At 61.2% G+C, this 17818-nt stretch carries 11 protein-coding genes; 3 read left to right on the forward strand and 8 right to left on the reverse strand.

Annotation, left to right across the window (positions count from 1 at the left end; all coding sequences use genetic code 11):
* Positions 1-21: 21 nt before the first annotated feature.
* The 3 genes from ACI1V7_RS00450 to ACI1V7_RS00460 all read right to left on the reverse strand — a co-directional run bounded on the left by ACI1V7_RS00450 (position 22) and on the right by ACI1V7_RS00460 (position 5664).
* A complete protein-coding gene (locus tag ACI1V7_RS00450) occupies positions 22-1152 on the reverse strand; it encodes a polysaccharide biosynthesis/export family protein (RefSeq protein WP_404529831.1) in 1131 nt (376 codons plus the stop codon).
* Positions 1153-1299: 147 nt separating this feature from the next.
* Positions 1300-4140, reverse strand: a complete 2841-nt coding sequence (locus ACI1V7_RS00455; RefSeq protein WP_404529832.1) for a N,N-dimethylformamidase beta subunit family domain-containing protein — start codon at positions 4138-4140, stop codon at positions 1300-1302.
* A gap of 117 nt (positions 4141-4257) precedes the next feature.
* Positions 4258-5664 carry an undecaprenyl-phosphate glucose phosphotransferase gene (locus ACI1V7_RS00460; protein ID WP_404529833.1) on the reverse strand — a complete coding sequence of 469 codons (1407 nt, stop codon included), beginning with the start codon at positions 5662-5664 and terminating at the stop codon, positions 4258-4260.
* A gap of 516 nt (positions 5665-6180) precedes the next feature.
* Here ACI1V7_RS00460 and ACI1V7_RS00465 point away from each other — a divergent pair.
* On the forward strand, positions 6181-7365 hold the full coding sequence (locus ACI1V7_RS00465; RefSeq protein ID WP_404529834.1) for a WecB/TagA/CpsF family glycosyltransferase: 1185 nt from the start codon (positions 6181-6183) through the stop codon (positions 7363-7365).
* 217 nt (positions 7366-7582) lie between these two features.
* Here the strand turns inward: ACI1V7_RS00465 and ACI1V7_RS00470 are convergent, their stop codons facing one another.
* Positions 7583-9139, reverse strand: a complete 1557-nt coding sequence (locus tag ACI1V7_RS00470; protein WP_404529835.1) for a hypothetical protein — start codon at positions 9137-9139, stop codon at positions 7583-7585.
* A 382-nt stretch (positions 9140-9521) separates the two neighbouring features.
* Here ACI1V7_RS00470 and ACI1V7_RS00475 point away from each other — a divergent pair, with 382 nt between their 5' ends.
* On the forward strand, positions 9522-10751 hold the full coding sequence (locus ACI1V7_RS00475; RefSeq protein WP_425593024.1) for a glycosyltransferase: 1230 nt from the start codon (positions 9522-9524) through the stop codon (positions 10749-10751).
* 3 nt (positions 10752-10754) lie between these two features.
* A complete protein-coding gene (locus ACI1V7_RS00480; protein ID WP_404529837.1) occupies positions 10755-11936 on the forward strand; it encodes a glycosyltransferase family 2 protein in 1182 nt (393 codons plus the stop codon).
* Positions 11937-11979: 43 nt separating this feature from the next.
* Here the strand turns inward: ACI1V7_RS00480 and coaBC are convergent, their stop codons facing one another.
* The 4 genes from coaBC to ACI1V7_RS00500 form a co-directional block, all read right to left on the reverse strand.
* Positions 11980-13200, reverse strand: coding sequence for a bifunctional phosphopantothenoylcysteine decarboxylase/phosphopantothenate--cysteine ligase CoaBC (gene coaBC, locus ACI1V7_RS00485; RefSeq protein WP_404531513.1), 1221 nt, complete (start codon positions 13198-13200; stop codon positions 11980-11982).
* A gap of 56 nt (positions 13201-13256) precedes the next feature.
* On the reverse strand, positions 13257-13772 hold the full coding sequence (gene lspA, locus ACI1V7_RS00490) for a signal peptidase II (protein ID WP_404529838.1): 516 nt from the start codon (positions 13770-13772) through the stop codon (positions 13257-13259).
* Between the two features lie 66 nt (positions 13773-13838).
* Positions 13839-16727 carry an isoleucine--tRNA ligase gene (gene ileS / locus ACI1V7_RS00495; RefSeq protein ID WP_404529839.1) on the reverse strand — a complete coding sequence of 963 codons (2889 nt, stop codon included), beginning with the start codon at positions 16725-16727 and terminating at the stop codon, positions 13839-13841.
* A gap of 81 nt (positions 16728-16808) precedes the next feature.
* On the reverse strand, positions 16809-17780 hold the full coding sequence (locus ACI1V7_RS00500; RefSeq protein WP_404529840.1) for a bifunctional riboflavin kinase/FAD synthetase: 972 nt from the start codon (positions 17778-17780) through the stop codon (positions 16809-16811).
* Positions 17781-17818: the final 38 nt, after the last annotated feature.

Below are 17818 nucleotides of genomic sequence, written 5' to 3' on the forward strand. Positions count from 1 at the left end.
TCCGTTGCGGGGCGACGGGGCTCAAGGCTTTGTTCCTACTGCCCCGACGGCGGATGAAAGGGCGCCCGGCAGCAAGTTGCTGATCGTCCGGTGCCAGTTGGTCAGCGGGGTGGCCGCCACGAAAATGACATCCTTGGGAGCGAGCATGAACTGCTCGGCCATCGCGAAGGCGCTCGGATCGCGCGCATTGAGCAGATATACCTGGGCGTTCGGTTCCGCCTTCCTGATGACATACACTTGACCGGGATCGCCGCTGATCGGATTGATGCCGCCCGAGGCGCCGAGTGCTTCGCTCAGGGACAGGCGCCCGTCATGCATGGGGATCGCGCGCGGCGAATTGACTTCTCCGGAGACGAACACCAGGCTTTCGTCCCGAGAAGGCACGCGCAGCACGTCGCCGTTCGCCAGCATGAGCTGCGTCGGATTCAGCCCTTTTTTCATCAGCTCGGGAAGGTCGATCACGTAGGTGGTGCCCTGTCGCGTCAACTTGATCTGGCTTTGGTCTGCGGTGGGCAACAATCCGCCGGAACGGTTGATCGCTTCGACCAGCGACATGGGAATATCGTCGATGGTCAGCAGGCCCGGGGTCTTGAGTTCGCCGTCGACATAGATGCGTTTGCTCCTGAAGGATCTGACGCGCAGGACGATATTCGGCTTCCTGATGTACCTGGTCAGTTTTTCCGCGAGCGCGGCACGGGCCTGCTCGACGGTCAGTCCCTCGAGCTTGATTTCCCCGACAAAGGGATAAGTGATCATGCCGCGGTCGTCGATAACGAATCCAGCAGGCCCGCTGAAGTCGGTGTTGGCGGTGGAAGCGGCGCGGTTGTCGTCGCTTCCCACGGAGCCGGTAGTCAGTTCGGAATGCCCCCACACCACGATCGACAGGATGTCGCCATTGCCGAGTTTGTACGATCCGGCGTGCTTGGTGAACAATTGCACGACTTCGGTGTTCGACCGCTGATTGTTGGCGAGCGTTTGGCGTTGCACGATGTCGGGCGTAATGAAAGTCAACTCTGCTTTCGCGAGAGCGGCATTTGTGGAATCGTTTGCATCGTGCCTGCGTGTACCACCCGCACATGCGGATAACAGTAACATCAGGGAAATGATGCGAAGCAATTGAAGCAGTGAGCCCTGGAATATCTTCATCTTCATGGTTGATCAACGTCGGATAGTCAACGGCACGATCCGTATCGACAGGATGAAACTCGAGTAATACAGAAGTGGGATGAATCAGGTACGGCAAATATCAAGCTTCCTGCATATGCGAATCTAGAAGCGGACTCGTCCGTGCACTCGGCCTTACTGCACCTGTTTCTGCCATAGTTGGCCGAGCGTGTTGTTACAGGATTCCAGGATCAGCGATGCACCGTCCGCGGATGAGCCACCGTTGCCGACGCATTTTCCAGACCGTTTATCGGACAAGGCATTCAGGCCGGTATTGCTTTCAATGAATTTCCATCGCTGCTGGTCGTCCGGATGACATTCCCACGTTCCCACACTTGCGCCGTCGGCAGTCCCGTAAGCATCAAGGCATAGGCCATTGACAGTGGATGTCAGTCGAAGATAGCCATCTTCCAGCGATGTGGCTTGCCAGAGGTTGCCAAAGCTGGACGAAGCGGGCGCCTGTGCAACAAGGGACGATGTCGACGTATTGGCCGGCACGGCGAGAAAATACTGGCTCGCTGCGTTGGTGAACGTCAGCATGGTCGGCGTCGCGACGGCAGGTTCCGCCTTCAACCAGCGCTGGCTTGCCAATGCCTGACAGCCCGTCAGTTGTATGCGATTGGCGCCGTCCCGCGTGACGCATAACCCGGAGCGCTGGTCGGCCAGCGTATAGAGGGAGTTGCCAAGCGGAACAAAGCGCCAATTTTGTTGTTGTTCGCCATTGCATTCCCAGGTACCGACTGTGGCCCCGCTCGCCAAACCATAGGCATCGAGACATAAGCCATTGGCCAGGGAAATGACCTTGAAATAACTGGCTTCCGCCGACGCCGTGGGCCGCCACTGGCTGTATTCCGGATGCTCAGCCGTCGGGAGCTGGCTGAGCGGCGCTGCTTGCAGATTGCTCAGGCTGAGAATGTTGATATTGTTTTCGTCGGACAGCGTGATGGGTACGTTCGGCTTGATGTCCGACGTCGGTGGCGTCGGGAGAGGGGGCAAGCTGCCTTCCGTAGCAGTTCGGAACCAGAGCTGGTTGCTGCGCTGTGCGCACGGGGCGAGGGACAGGCCCGTACCGGCCGCAGTCGATGAGGGGGCTTCGAGACACAAGCCGGAGCGCTGGTCCTGCAGCGACACATAGCCGTTTCCCATTTCCTTCGGTACCCACTCCTGGTTGGGTTCGCCATTGCAATTCCACACGCCTACGACAGCCCCCGCGACCGTCCCATAGGCGTCGAGACAGAGCGCCGTCGAGCGCGACACCAATCGGACCTTGCCGGATGTGCTGGGGAGGACGCGCCATTTATTGGTCTTGGATAAACCGGTCGGTGCCGTGTTCTGGACGACCTGGGCCGGATTGAGGTTCCCCTCCGGTGTGGCCAGGAAAAGCCGGCTGGCCGCATTGACGAAGCTGTCCAGATTCGCTTCCGAGAGCGCATCGAACACGTTTGCCGTGACTTTCTGCGCAATTGGGCTGGAATAATTCTGCCGCAATCCGTTGGCGACATAGTCGTCCAGTCCCCAGGCCCAGGCCATCGACCCGGTAGCGAAGACTTGGGCGGAACTGGGCGCCACGTAATAGCTGATGTCGCTTTCGAAGCCGTCTCCGGTCGTATGGGCGAGCGACTCCACATTGGCGGGCGAGACGGTCGGCGCGATCGCATTGACTTCGTATCCCAGCAGCCCGCGCAGGACAGTGCCATTCGAAGCGCCGCTTCCGGAGAACAGCCAATGGCTGGCATTGGTGACGGTAATGTCCCCCGTCACCGGGGCCGCGACGTACTGGCCGCCGATCAGTGCGGCCTCGGGCTTGCCGAGATCGCGGAACAGGCCGGTACGCAAATCTCCGGACGGGATCGGGTCCTGCACATATTTGTAGCACAGCATGATTCCGTTCGGCTGGCCACGGGTACCGGACGCGAATCGCACGCGCCAATAGATCTGGTTCGACGAGAAAAATGCCAGGTTGATGCCGGAATCCCGGGCGGCCACGAGATTGTTCCACATCGAGCTCGAGTAGTATTCATCGTGCCCGAACGACACGAAGGCTGCCGCGTCGTGCAGGACATTCTGGTCGCGGTGCAGATCGAGGTTGGTGATGTACTTGATGTCCAGCCCTTGTCTCTCGAGCCAGCGCACCATGTTGTAGTCGAAGGCTGCGCTACTGATCGGATATCCCTCCTGCACGGTCTGCACATTGGTCAGAAATTCGCCCGCGCCGGCGCCATAGGCCGCGGCCGGGTTCGAACTCGGCGTATACGGACGGCTGAAGGAAACGGCCGTCGCGTTCGGCTGTCCGTTCGGACAGGCCCAGCTGGCGGTATGGTTGACACAACCGGTGTACAAGGATTTCCCGCCCCAGTAGTTATAAGCCTGGTACGTGGTAACCGGTAACTGGGCCACGAAGGATGCGCTGCGGGCATCGTCGCGTACGACGAAGATCATGTAACTGTCATTCTTGGCAGAATCGTTGGTCGTGATCCTGGCCAGATAGACGCCGCTCGTCCAATAATTGCCCTGCGTGGGATCGGTGGCCGCCGGCACCGTGAAAGCATGGCTGACGACCCAGTCGCATTCGATGACGCCATCTGGATTCAGACACGGCAGTTTCTGCGTACCGCCTTTCAGATTCGCGGCCGAATATACCTGCCGCGCGCCTGCGCCGCCGTAATATCCCATCCTGAAAACGTCGAGATTGAATGTGGTAGCGGCGGTATTCACATAGATGGAAACGGTATCTCCGCGATTGAAGCTGGTCGCCGAGACATACCCCTCGATCTGGTGCTGGAGCGCCGGATTATTGAGTTTCCAGGATGATGTGCCGGGTTTGGCGTTTTCGATGGTAATGGGATTGCTCGTGGCTGCCGCAGCGGGATATGCCCCTGCAGCCTGTAGCAATGCTGCGGCCGAGGTGATATTGACTGCGACTATCCACGTCGAGAAAACGGCGGCGAGCCTGAAAAGCGTTCTCTTGTACATCATATTCTCCTGTGGAACAGATATATTGCGTTGCGCCGTTCAAGCGAATACGGCCTTTATGGGCTCCTGAAGTCAATGTCCCTCCGGGAAATCCATATGGAACCGCGGGATCGGGTGAGCTCAGTAAGCATTCGCGCCTGACCAGCCCTTGATGCCGGTCAGCAGAATGATTTTCACGTCGAGCCAGAATGACCAGTTTTTTATGTAATGAATATCGTACTGGACGCGCATGGCCATTTTGTCGTCGGTGTCGGTTTCTCCGCGATAGCCATTGATCTGCGCCCATCCCGTAATGCCCGGTTTTACGCGGTGGCGCAGCATGTACAGCTCCAGTTTGCGCATATAGATCTCGTTATGCTGGAGGGCATGCGGGCGAGGGCCGACGATGGACATGTCGCCGAGCAGCACATTGAAAAACTGCGGCAATTCATCGAGACTGGTACGCCGTAAAAACCTGCCCACGGGGGTAATGCGTGGATCGTCCGATGTCGCTTGTCTGACGTTTTCCACGGTTTCGTGGCGCATGCTTCGGAATTTGTACAGATAAAATATTCTTCCGTTGAGGCCGAGTCGGCGTTGGCGAAAAAGCACCGGGCCGGGCGACGTCCATTTCACAGCCAATGCAATTGCCAATAACAGGGGCGCAAGGCAGGCCAGGGCAATGGCGGAAAAAATCCGATCGAACAAATCCTTGAGCAGCGCGTGAGAGCCGGCAATCTGCGGACGGTTCAGATCGATTGTGGGAAAACCGAAGAATCTCACGATATCGCTGCTGAGAATTTCGACGTTGTCGACATCGGGCACGAGACGCACGTCCACCAGGGTGTTGCGGAGCAGATTGCGCAGTTTCAGCAGATGTGCGGAATCGGTAAGTGGCAGGGTCAGCCACACCTCTGCGATATGGTTGGCGACCACATAATCCCCGATCGATTCGAGGCTGGGGAGTACTTGCAGCCGGGCGTGGTTGATCGGCGAGCCGGCCTGGGTCGGGTCAAGATACACCGCCTGCACGTCGTAGCCATACCAGTCGTTCTCCAGGGCACGGCGATGCAATTCTCGCCCGGTCGGCCCGTACCCGACGATGACGACCGGTTTGCAATACAACCCCCGGTTTTTCAGCATCCGAATGATGTTGAATGCGACAAACCGCGACACGGCGAGCAATCCGAGTCCCGATACATACCAGTACGCCAGCCACAGCCGCGACAACTGCGGGGCGATGTGGAATGCAAAGCTGGCCAGCACGCCGATGGAAAGGATCAATCCCCAAGCCAGTCCCAGGCGCGCGAAGATCGCTGCCGGCCGGCGTCCGCGCCAGGCAGTGTAAACCTCCATGTTCGGGAGGATCAGATAGGCGAGCAGACATCCGAGATACAGGGCGATGGCATAGGGAGACAGTGTTTGCGTGATTTCCTCGCGAAAGCGTACGTAATAAGCCAGATGACCGGACAGCCACAACAGAACGATATCTCCCACGCGTAATGCAAGCTCCAGCGTGGCTGGGCTCCTATCCATCGAGTCGGACATGTGATTTTCCCTGTTAAGCGTTTTGCTGCATCTGCGGGCACGTCTTGCAGACGAATGTCAAAGGATGCCGAACCATCTATCGAACTCTGCTCATGGTGAATGAATCGCCTCCAAAAATTTCCTGATGTCTTGTCGATGAAATTGAGTGTTGAATATATTATTGGAGAAAGTTTTTTAGGAAATGTTTAAAATTGGAAATTGGTGCCGAGAAATTTTATTTTTGGATTCTGCATCGCACCCAGTGTCTGCAATCTTACGCACAGTTTTTACTGCTTGAGAATCTCCTGTTGTCTATCGATTTGTATTGAATCAAACCTGAAATTCGGTTCCTTTCCTCGCTTGATCTGCCACATAAGTCACTACTCAGCCGTTCCCTATCATTATTCAACGCGTATTCAGTTTTCTTTGCGGAATGAATTGTGCGCTGTTGGCGTAAGTGCATACACCAATTACTGATCCTATTTTTTGATCTGCAAAGCGATGGTGCTCAAAGCGCTTTCGTTTTGAAGGAAAGGAATGACAGTGGCTGAGGTCGAGTTGGCGGTGGACATGCGGGACGAAGGGAAGGAAGCGCTGATCGAAAAGAAAGGCGTTGAACCGCTGTCTCTTCCCAGGACGGATTTTTATCGCGATGTGCATTGTGTTTTTGGACTTCCAATCGACGCGATTCCAATAGAGCGGGCATTATTCGAAGTGAGGGAGGCATCGGCACGACGTACCCGTTGCTTTTTATCGACACCGAACCTGAATTATCTCGTTGCCAGTCATCGCGACAGTCATTTTCGCAATTCCGTCCTGTGCAGCGATCTGTCCTTGACGGACGGCGTGCCGCTTGTCTGGTTGGGAAAATTGATTGGCGTAAGCGATATCAAAAGAGTTGCCGGATCAACCTTGTTTGAGCGGCTCGTCGCGGAAACGACGACGCGCATGTCCGTGTACTTCTTCGGTGGGGGACACGGCGCAAGCGGCCTGGCTGCGGCGGTGGTCAACGCCCGCAACGGCGGCGTCAACTGTGTAGGGTCGTCCTATCCGGGCTTCGGGTCGGTTGAAGAAATGAGCCGGTCGGAAATGATCGAAGAGATCAACCGCTGCGCGCCGGATTTCCTGATCGTTGCACTCGCCGCGAAGAAAGGGCAGGCCTGGCTGCAGCATAACCAGCACAGGATCAAGGCACCCGTCATCAGTAATCTCGGCGCCGTGGTGAACTTTGCTGCCGGGACGATAAGACGCGCACCCCGCTGGGTGCAGGAAGCGGGATTCGAATGGGCGTGGAGGATAAAGGAAGAACCGTCTCTCTGGCGCCGGTACTTTGGCGACGGCATGACGCTGGCGAAACTACTCGTGTCGCGCGCGATACCCTGCTGTTGGTACCGATTGGCGCGGCCGCAAAGCCGTTTGTTCCGCAATGCGTGCGTCTCCGTGCGCAAGGGCGATGGCATATGTCACATCGACCTCACCGGACCGAGAAACCAGCGCAATCTTGCTCCTGTCAGACAGGCGATATCCGCAGCGGTCGCGGTGCCATGCGATGTCGTGCTGCGTTTCCAGGATGTCAGTTACGTCGACTCCGCATTTCTCGGACTGTGCCTGCTGTTATACGGTCACCAAATCAAGACAGGGCATACATTGAGATTCGAAGGGCTTTCGTCACACATGAAAAAAGTATTCAGGGCGAACTGCGTAGATTACTTGCTGGGCTGACTAGCGACGATGCAAGTCACGATGGGTGTGCCCGAAGATGCAAGTCACAGGACTACGGCCGAAGAACTGACGCTCGAAGAAAGGCACTGTAAGCCGTGGCCAGCGGCAGCAATGGTGCCGGAACAGCGGGAGCGAACATGGCACACCCTTGCGAGCCAGCAGCTTGCAAGGGTGTGTGTGGAAGGCAGGTCAGGCTTGCCTTCGGACGATACGACGCTTACTGCCTGCCATAGTCTTTCGGCAGGAACTGCAGGCGATCCCAGGGGAAGCCATCAAGCACTGCATACTCGGCGCGGTTGCCGTACAGGCTCGGGTACGGGTCGCCTTGACCTTGCGCGGTGTACGAGACTGCATTCTGGGCGCGGATCGAAATGGCGCCAGCTTTATCCCATACGACGAAGCCGTATTTCTGTGCCGCTTTCGCAATCGTCTTGGCCGCAGGAGACATATTGAGTGCATCGACGTTCACGGTCGGGTCCAGGCGGAAACGGGTACCTTCCGGAATACGGTTTGCCGCATTGTTCGGGTTGTATCCGTCGGAGCGGTTGGCCGGCCACGAGAAGATGCCCGACTGTTCGAGATCGACCAGAGCAATGCCGATCACGTGTCGGATTTCGCCGCGTTTCAGTTCTTCGGCAGTCACCTGGCCGCCGACGAAGGGCAGGCCGGTCGCAGTGGTGCCGTACGGGTAGGGCCAGATGCCGGCGCTGGACGCAGTGTTCTGCAGTCGACCGCCCCAGCAGGCTTGCCATTGTCCACCAGAATTCTTGGCTTGCCAGAATTCCCACATGGTGTTCGACGACGGCTGATAGATCGTCATCTCACCATCGGTGCCGGTCGATGCCTGCGCATTGGCGGGGATGGGTACGGCAGTCCATTGCGATGCCAGATTGGCGTCGAGATAGCCCTTGCCCTGGCAATCCCAGACCTTCACGGTCTTGGTCGGGGTACCTGCGGGCGCCACGTACAGGGGGCTCGCATACGAGTAGGTATTGATGGTGACCGTGCCGTAGTAGGCGGCTTTCTGGCGCAGGAATTCCTTGACATAGTTGGCCGAATTCGCATGCAGCGTGACGGAAGACGGGATGGGTTTGTACCAGAAGCTGTTCGACGCGAAGATCGAATCCGTCGGCAGCGCACCCGGCGCCGGAGTCGGAGTCGGAGTGGGCGTCGGGGTTGGCGTTGGCGTTGGCGTTGGCGAAGTGCTGGTGGATGCGTAGTCGCATACCTTGTCGACGCCCGGGTAGGGGTCACCGAATGCACCGTTCGTGCAGGCGACGGAGCCGGTCACGGTCTTGGTCGCGTACCTGCCGTTCAGGCCGTAGCGCACGTTCCGGGTGCCGGGCACCGTGCAGGTACCGCCTTCTGTAGCGCAACGCGTCCAGGTGGTCGTCGGTGCCGGTGTCGGCGTAGCACTTGCCGGTATGTATTGGCAGACCTTGTCGACGCCCGGATAAGGGTCGCCGAAGGTGGCGTTATTGCAGGCGACCGGACCCGTGAGCGTTTTGGTGACCCACTTCGTGTCCAGGCCATATCGTACCTGGTTGCTGCCGGAGAGGTTGCACTGGCCGTCTTCGACAGCGCATTGCGTCCAGGAGGCGGTTGCCGATGATGTGACCGTGGCAGCCAGTTGTGTCTGCGTCGTCGCTGCTTGGGCGGGATTGGCTGCATCGCCGCTGCCGCCGCCGCAGGCCGTGAGAAGGGTAGCAAGCGCGGCAGAGCAGGTAACGGCCGCGAGCCTGGCATGAGAAGAACCCGGATTGATATTGAGCACTGAAGACTCCTTAAGGAAACTGCTTCGTGAAAAGGAGTACTTAAGAGTGCTGCTTTAAGGAAAAAGTTCACAGTCATTTGATTGGAATTAACTATTTCCATTCGATATGCATAAATAATGACTATGGGAATATCAAACGTTCATGGGAAATATTCTAAAAAATATGGCGCATATCTGTGGAAATAAATAAGCATTTTTCGATATGTCGGGGAACTAAAAATAACAATAAGAAATATATCGTAGCAACTTATCAAATTTTGCTTGAGCCGAGATAAGAGATGAGCTTTGGCACTCTTTATCTTTTAAAAGCCGCTGAGCAGTATATGTTGCAATAAACTCTTTTTCATTTCCGAAAACCATGATGAACAAGGACGTGGAGCCGATGCGGATTGCCTATCTGGTCAACCAATATCCTGCTGTAAGTCACAGCTTTATTCGGAGGGAAATCCTGGAGCTTGAACGTTCCGGTGTGGACGTAGTACGTATCGCCTTGCTGGGCTGGGCCGGGACGATCGTCGACGATGCGGACCGGCGGGAATCGGAGAGGACCTTCTATATCCAGAAGCTGGGCCTGTTGCGCTTGTGTGCGGGCTGGTGCATGGCCTTCCTCTCCAGCCCCTGGCGCATGCTGCAGGCCTTGGCGCTGGTGGTGAAGATGGCCCGCCACTCCAGCAGGGCCTTCGCCGTGCATTGCTTCTACCTGGTGGAAGCCTGCGCCGTCGCGGACGTCCTGAAGCGGCGAAACGTGCATCATATGCATGCCCATTTCGGAACGAATTCGGCGGAAGTCGCGATGCTTGCATGCTGCCTTAGCGGGCGGACCTACAGTTTTACCGCACACGGTCCCGAGGAGTTCGACAAGGCCGGATCGATCGGGCTGGTGACGAAGGTGAGGCGCAGCGCCTTCGTGGTGGCGGTCAGTTCCTTCGGTCGCGGTCAGCTGTATCGGTGGATCGACCCCGGGGACTGGAACAAGGTCAAGGTCGTGCATTGCGGATTGGAGCCCGGTTTCCATGCCCACGTGCCGCCGCTAAGGCCGGCCGAACGGCGCCTCGTCTGCGTCGGACGCCTGTGCGAACAGAAGGGACAGCTATTGTTGATTCGCGCTGCCGAGATGCTCGTTCGTCGCGGCGTGGCCTTCCACTTGGTGATGGCCGGCGACGGCGAGTTGCGGGCAGAGCTGGAACGCGAGATCGCGGCGCGCGAACTCGGCGACCACGTCACGATTACGGGATGGCTCAGCAGTACCGGGATTCGCGACGAGTTGCTGAAGGCGACGGCGTTGGTGTTGCCGAGCCTGGCCGAAGGCTTGCCGGTGGCGATCATGGAGGCCATGGCACTGCGCCGTCCCGTGCTGTCGACGTATGTCGCCGGCATTCCCGAGCTGGTGTCCGCAGGGGTCAATGGGTGGCTGGTGCCGTCCGGCTGCACGGAAGCGCTGGCGGCGGCAATGGAGCGCTGCCTGAGCGCGTCGCCTGCCGAGATCGAAAGGATGGGAAACTCTGCGCAGCAGGTCGTCCTCGAGCGCCACGACATCGCCAGCGAAACGAGGAAACTGGTGGGGCATTTTGGCCAGGTCGTGGGCGAGCGCAAGCACGCGATCGGAGGGTGAACCATGGACCTCATCCTGGAAACCGTGCTCCTCGTGGTACTCCTGCCGATGGCGGCGATGACGGGACTCTTGTTTGTCCAGGCGACGGCGGCCGTCGTCAAGGCAACGAGAATGAAGCGCAGCCGCACGGCGCGGCCCTCGATTGCCGTGCTGGTACCCGCCCATGACGAAGCGGAGGGCATCAAGGACACGCTCATGTCGATCCAGTCCCAGCTCGAGGACGGCGACCGCTTGCTGGTCGTCGCCGACAACTGCACGGATGCCACGGCGGATGTTGCCATCGCCTGCGGCGCGCTGGTCTGCGTGCGGCACGACACGGAAAAGCGGGCGAAGGGGTATGCGCTCGATCATGGCATACGTTTTTTGAGTGCCTCGCCGCCGCAGGTGGTCATCGTCGTCGACGCGGATTGCCATGTCGGCGAGGGGGCCATCAATATCCTGGCGCGGCAGGCCAGCGCGACGGGCTGCCCCGCACAGGCACTGTACATGATGCTGCCTCCCTTCGGTGCCGGGATCATGGGACGTATCGCCGGCTTTGCCTGGGCGGTGCGCAACCGCGTGCGCCCGCTGGGATGCCATCGGCTCGGGCTTCCCTGTCAACTCATGGGAAGCGGCATGGCTTTTCCATGGGGAATGATCAGCACCGCGGGGCTGGCCAACGGCAATCTCGTCGAAGATATCGTGCTCGGCATCGAGCTGGCGGAACGGGGCGCCGCGCCCAAGTTCTGCCCCGATGCGCTGGTAACGAGTTTCTTTCCCCGTTCGAAGGAAGGACTCAAGTCGCAACGCTACCGTTGGGAGCACGGCCATCTTGCGGTGCTATTGAAGACCGCTCCTGCCGTGCTATGGCGCGGCATCCGCATGCGCAATCTCGCGCTGGCAGCATTGGCGCTCGACCTGATGGTGCCGCCGCTGGCGCTGTTCCTGCTGGCGCTCGGGGCGGTCTGGGCTGTCGCGGCATTCTCGTATTTCTGGCACGGCGCCGCGCTGCCGTTCGCCATCGCGACCGTGCTGCTGTGCCTGATGGGGGGCACGCTCCTGCTCAGCTGGTGGAAATTCGGACGCCAGCAGCTCAGCTTGTGGGATTTGTGCCTCGGGATTGGCTATCTACTGTGGAAAATACCGGTCTACCTGCGGTTCCTCCTGCAGCGACAAGTGCACTGGATCAAGTCGGCGCGTCACTAGGACGACGCCCAGGCAGACCGCAGGAAGACCGGCACGCGGCCGGTCAGGCCAGCAGCGAGCGTTGCTCCAGGCGCTTGGCAATCTCGGAAACGAGCTGGCGCGCCAGTTCCAGCTTGGGCGCCTGCGGCAGCACCGTATGGCCGCTTTCGTCGAACAGCACGATGGCATTCTCGTCCTGGCCGAACGTCTGCGGGCCGATATTGCCGACGAGGAGGGGAATGCCTTTCTTCTCGCGCTTGACGGCGCCGTATTCGATCAGGTTGTCCGACTCCGCGGCAAAGCCGACGCAGTACGGCCAGCCGTTCAGCGAGGTGGTGGCGGCGACGGTGGCCAGGATGTCCGGATTCTGTGCGAACGACAGTTGCGGCGCATGGCCGCTGCCATCCTTCTTGATCTTGTGTTCGCTCGCATTCTCGACGCGCCAGTCGGCCACGGCGGCCACGCCGATGAACACGTGCTGGCCCGGCACGGCGGCCATCACGGCGTCCAGCATCTGCTGCGCGCTGGTGACGTCGATGCGGCGCACGCCGTGGGGCGTGTCGAGGGCGGTCGGGCCGGACACGAGCGTGACCTCGGCGCCCGCTTCGCGCGCGGCGCGCGCCACCGCATAGCCCATCTTGCCCGACGAGCGGTTGGTGATGCCGCGCACCGGATCGATGGCCTCGTAGGTCGGGCCGGCCGTGATCAGTACGCGCTTGCCGGCCAGCAGCTTGGGCTGGAACGAGGCGATCAGCTCTTCCATCACCTCGTGCGGTTCGAGCATGCGTCCCATGCCCGTCTCGCCGCAGGCTTGCGAGCCGGCGGCGGGGCCGAGGATCCAGATGCCGTCCTCGCGCAACTGCGCCACGTTGCGTTGGGTGGCCGGCTTGTCCCACATCTCGACGTTCATCGCCGGTGCCACCAGCAGCGGCACGTGGTTCGGCCGGGCCAGGCACAGCGTGGACAGCAGGTCGTCGGTGGCGCCGTGGGCCAGCTTGAACAGGAAGTCGGCGGAGCAGGGGGCGACCAGGATGGCGTCGGCATCGCGGGTCAGGTCGATGTGGGCCATGTTGTTGGGAATGCGCCCGTCCCACTGGTCCGTGTAGACGTTGCGGCCGGACAGTGCCTGCATGGTCACCGTGCCGATGAAGTGGGTGGCCGCCTCGGTCATCACGACCTGCACGCCGGCGCCTTCCTTGACGAGGGCGCGGCACAGTTCCGCCGCCTTGTAGCAGGCGACGCCGCCGGACAGGCCCAGGACGATCTTCTTGCCCTTCAGGTCCATGGTCATGGTTTCCCTCCTCCCTCGATTCGAGTGTTCAGTGCTTGCTCAGTGTTTACTCAGTTTTTATTTACCCGCCGCAGTTCATCGACGATGAAAAGAATCGCGCCGATGGTGATGGCGCTGTCGGCGATATTGAAGGCCGGGAAATGGCCGACGCCGGACAGGTGGAAATCCAGGAAGTCGATCACGTGGCCGTAGGCCAGGCGGTCGATCAGGTTGCCGAGGGCGCCGCCCATGATCAGGGCCAGGGCCCAGCAGAACATGCGCTGCCCCGCGTGCTTGCGCAGCAGGTAGAGGATGAAGACGACCGCGGCGATGGCGATGGCGGTAAAGAAGTAGCGCTGCCAGCCGCCCTGGTTCGACAGGAAGCTGAAGGCGGCGCCGCGGTTATAGGCGAGCACGAGGTTGAAGAAGCCCGTGATGGTCTTTTCCTCGCCCAGCACGAAGGTGCGGACGATGGTGAGCTTGCTGATCTGGTCCAGCAGGATCACGATGAAGGCGATGCCGATCCACGGCGTCAGGCTGGCGCGCGATGAGACGGCGGAGAACGTCGGTTTCTTTTTGGTGGCCATGGCGATGAGGTTGAAGGAAGAAACGGCCCGCCGGAATGCATCCGCGCGGGCCGGCCCGGGTATCGCTTACGCGAAGCGGCGCGGTTCCCCGCTGCCGAACAGGTTGCTCGTGCAACGGCCGCACAGGCCCGGATGCGCGGGGTCATGCCCGACGTCGCGGCGGTAGTGCCAGCAGCGCTCGCACTTCGCGGCTTCCGACGGCGTCACGGCCACGGCTTCCTGTTCCGCATCCGCCACCTGCTCGACGCTGGCGGCCGAGGTGATGAACACGAACTTCAGGTCGTCGTCCAGGCTCGCCAGCGCGGCGTACTTGGCGCCTGCGGCCTTCAGTGCCAGCTCGGCCTGCAGCGAGGAACCGATCGCACCGGAGGCGCGCACTTCCTCGAGCTGCTTGGTGACGTCGGCGCGCACGGCGCGCAGCAGCGTGTACTTCTCCAGCAGCGCGGCGGCGTCGGCGATCTCCGGGAACGCCCACAGCGTCTGCGTGAAGATGGTCTCGTCGCTGTCGGCGAACGCCTTCTCGCCGGCGAACACGGCCCAGGCTTCCTCGGCGGTGAAGGACAGGATCGGCGCCATCACGCGCAGCAGGCTGTGCGCGATGTGCCACAGCGCGGTCTGGGCCGAGCGGCGCGCGACGGAGTCGACGCCCGTCGTGTACAGACGGTCCTTCAGGATGTCGAGGTAGAAGCCGCCCAGGTCTTCCGAACAGAAGTTCTGCAGGCGCGCCACCACCGGGTGGAACTCGTAGCGCTCGAAGTGGGCGGCCACGTCGGCCTGCAGCCGCGCCGTCTCGGCCAGCGCGTAGCGGTCGATCTCGAGCAGCTGGTCGACCGGCACGGCGTTGACCGCCGGATCGAAGTCCGAGGTGTTCGCCAGCAGGAAGCGCAGCGTGTTGCGGATGCGGCGGTACGATTCCGTCACGCGTTTCAGGATTTCCTCGCCGATCGACAGCTCGCCCGTGTAGTCGGTCGACGCCACCCACAGGCGCAGGATGTCGGCGCCCAGCGTGTCGGAGATTTTCTGCGGCGCCAGCGTGTTGCCCAGCGACTTCGACATCTTCTTGCCGTTCTCGTCGACGGTGAAGCCGTGCGTCAGCAGCGCCTTGTACGGCGGGCGGCCGTTGAGCATCGACGAGGTCAGCAGCGACGAGTGGAACCAGCCGCGGTGCTGGTCCGAGCCTTCCAGGTACAGGTCGGCCGGGAACGCCAGCTGCTCCTTGTGCGAGCCGCGCAGCACGGTCTGGTGGGTGGTGCCGGAATCGAACCACACGTCCAGCGTGTCGCGGTTCTTTTCATAGATGTCGGCGTCGTCGCCCAGGAGTTCGCGCGCGTCCAGCTTGTGCCAGGCGTCGATGCCGTTCGCCTCGATCAGCTTGGCCACCTGCTCCAGCAGTTCCGGGGTGCGCGGGTGCAGCTCGCCCGTTTCCTTGTGGATGAAGAAGGCCATCGGCACGCCCCACTGGCGCTGGCGCGACAGGGTCCAGTCCGGACGGTTGGCGATCATGCCGTGCAGGCGCGCCTGGCCCCAGTCCGGGAAGAACTGCGTCTGCTCGATGCCGGCCAGCGCCGTCTCGCGCAGCGTGGCGCCGCCATCCTTCGGGGTGACGTCCATGCCGGCGAACCACTGGCTGGTGGCGCGGTAGACGATCGGGGTCTTGTGGCGCCAGCAGTGCATATAGCTGTGGTCGAACATCTTCAGCTCGAACAGGGCGCCCGCGTCCGTCAGCGCGGCGCAGATCGGCTTGCTCGCTTCCCAGATCGTCATGCCGCCGAACAGGGTCAGCGTCGAGGCGAAGCGGCCGTCGCCCATCACGGGCTTCAGGATGTCCTCGTCCTTCATGCCGTGCGACTTGCACGACTGGAAGTCTTCCAGGCCGTAGGCGGGGGCCGAGTGGACGACGCCGGTGCCGCTGTCGGTCGTCACGTAGTCGGCCGTGTACACGGGCGAGGTACGGTCGTAGAAGGCGTCGGCCCGGTGCAGCGGATGCTTGAAGCGGATGCCTTCCAGCTTCGCGCCCACGGTCTCGGCGACGACGCTGCCTTCCAGCTTGTAGCGCTGCAGCACGCTCTCGGCGAGGTCCTTGGCGACGATCAGCAGCAGCGGCTTGCCGTCCTTCTCCGTCTTGACCAGCGCGTAGGTCACTTCCGGATGCACGTTCAGCGCCTGGTTCGACGGGATCGTCCACGGGGTCGTGGTCCAGATCACGATGAAGCCGTCGCCTTCCGGCAGCTGCGCCAGGCCGAACGCCTGCGCCAGTTTGTCCGGTTCCGCGAACGGGAAGCCGACGTCGATCGCCGGATCGCGCTTGTCCTGGTATTCGACTTCCGCCTCGGCCAGCGCCGAGCCGCAGTCGAAGCACCAGTTCACGGGCTTCAGGCCGCGGTACACGTAACCCTTTTCCAGCAGCGTGCCGAGGGCGCGCAGCTCGTCGGCCTCGTTACCGTAGGCCATGGTCATGTAGGGATTGTCCCATTCGCCCAGCACGCCCAGGCGGATGAAGCCGGCGCGCTGGCGGTCGATCTGCTCGAGCGCGTAGGCGCGCGCTTTCTGAAGGACTTCGGCAGTGGGAAGATTTTTGCCGAACTGCTTTTCGATCTGGATCTCGATCGGCATGCCGTGGCAATCCCAGCCCGGCACATAGGGCGCGTCGAAGCCGGCCATGGTGCGCGACTTGACGACCATGTCCTTCAAGATCTTGTTGACGGCGTGGCCCAGGTGGATGTCGCCGTTGGCGTACGGCGGACCGTCGTGCAGGATGAATTTCGGACGGCCGGCGGCGGCCTTGCGCACGCGCTCGTAGATCTTCTTGTCCTGCCATTGCTTGACCCAGCCCGGTTCGCGCTTGGCGAGGTCGCCGCGCATCGGGAACGGGGTGTCGGTCATGTTGACCGGGTATTTGCTGTCGGGTTTCTGGGCGCCTTGCTTGCCCTGCTTGCCTGGTTTCGTATCGGACATAATGGTTCTTCTAAGGTGGGCTGCTGTTGTTCTTGACGGGATGTGCGGCCGCGCACGGGAGGGCGGCCGGGGTGGCCACGTTCAAATTCGGTCGGTGGCGGTGGTTGCGCCGTCGCGCCGTGCGAACCAGGCGCGCGCCTGGCGTGCATCCTGCTCGATCGCGGCCGTGAGGGTGGGCAGGTCGACGTATTTTTCCTCGTCGCGCAGCTTGGCCAGGAATTCGACGCGGACCAGCTTGCCGTAGCAGGATTGGTTCCAGTCGAAGATGTGCACTTCGAGCAGCATGCGTCCAGCGTCCTCGACGGTCGGGCGCACGCCCAGGCTGGCGACGGCCGGCAGCGGCCGGTCGGCCAGGCCGTGCACCTGCACGACGAAGATGCCGGCCAGGGCAGGGCGGTGCGCCACGCGCAGGTTCAGCGTGGGAAATCCGAGCGTGCGGCCCAGCTTGGCCCCGTGGATCACGTGGCCGGACATGGCATACGGGTGGCCGAGCAGGGCGCGGGTCGCGTCGAAGTCGGCGGCGGCCAGGGCGGCGCGCACGGCCGAGGACGAGATGCGGGTCGCGTCGTGCAGCACGGTGGGCAGGCTATGCACTTCGAAGCCGTGGCGCTTGCCCGCTTCGGCCAGCAGGGCGACGTTGCCGGCGCGCCGGGCGCCGTAGCAGAAATCCTCGCCCACCATCAGCCATTTCACGTGCAGGCCTTCGACCAGCACCCGCTCCGTGAAGTCCTGCGGCGACATGGCCGCGAAATGTTCGTTGAAGTGTTCGACGATGACGCGGTCGACGCCCGCGTTGTCCAGCGATTCGAGCTTGTCGCGCAGGTTGGCGATGCGCGCCGGCGCCTTGGACAGGTCGCCGCTGCGGCGGGCGAAATACTCGCGTGGATGCGGTTCGAACGTCATCACGGCGGATTCCAGCCCAAGCCGGCGTGCGGCCGCCGTCACGTTGGCCAACAGCGCCTGGTGTCCGCGATGGACACCGTCGAAGTTGCCGATCGTGAGTGCGCATGGCGCGCGCGCCCGGTCGTTGGGAAGTCCGCGGAATACCTTCATTCGATGTTCGTGCTTCTGGCGAAATACCAGATTATACG

The sequence above is a fragment of the Massilia paldalensis genome, assembly GCF_044901715.1.
Taxonomy (GTDB): Bacteria; Pseudomonadota; Gammaproteobacteria; order Burkholderiales; family Burkholderiaceae_D; genus Telluria; species Telluria paldalensis.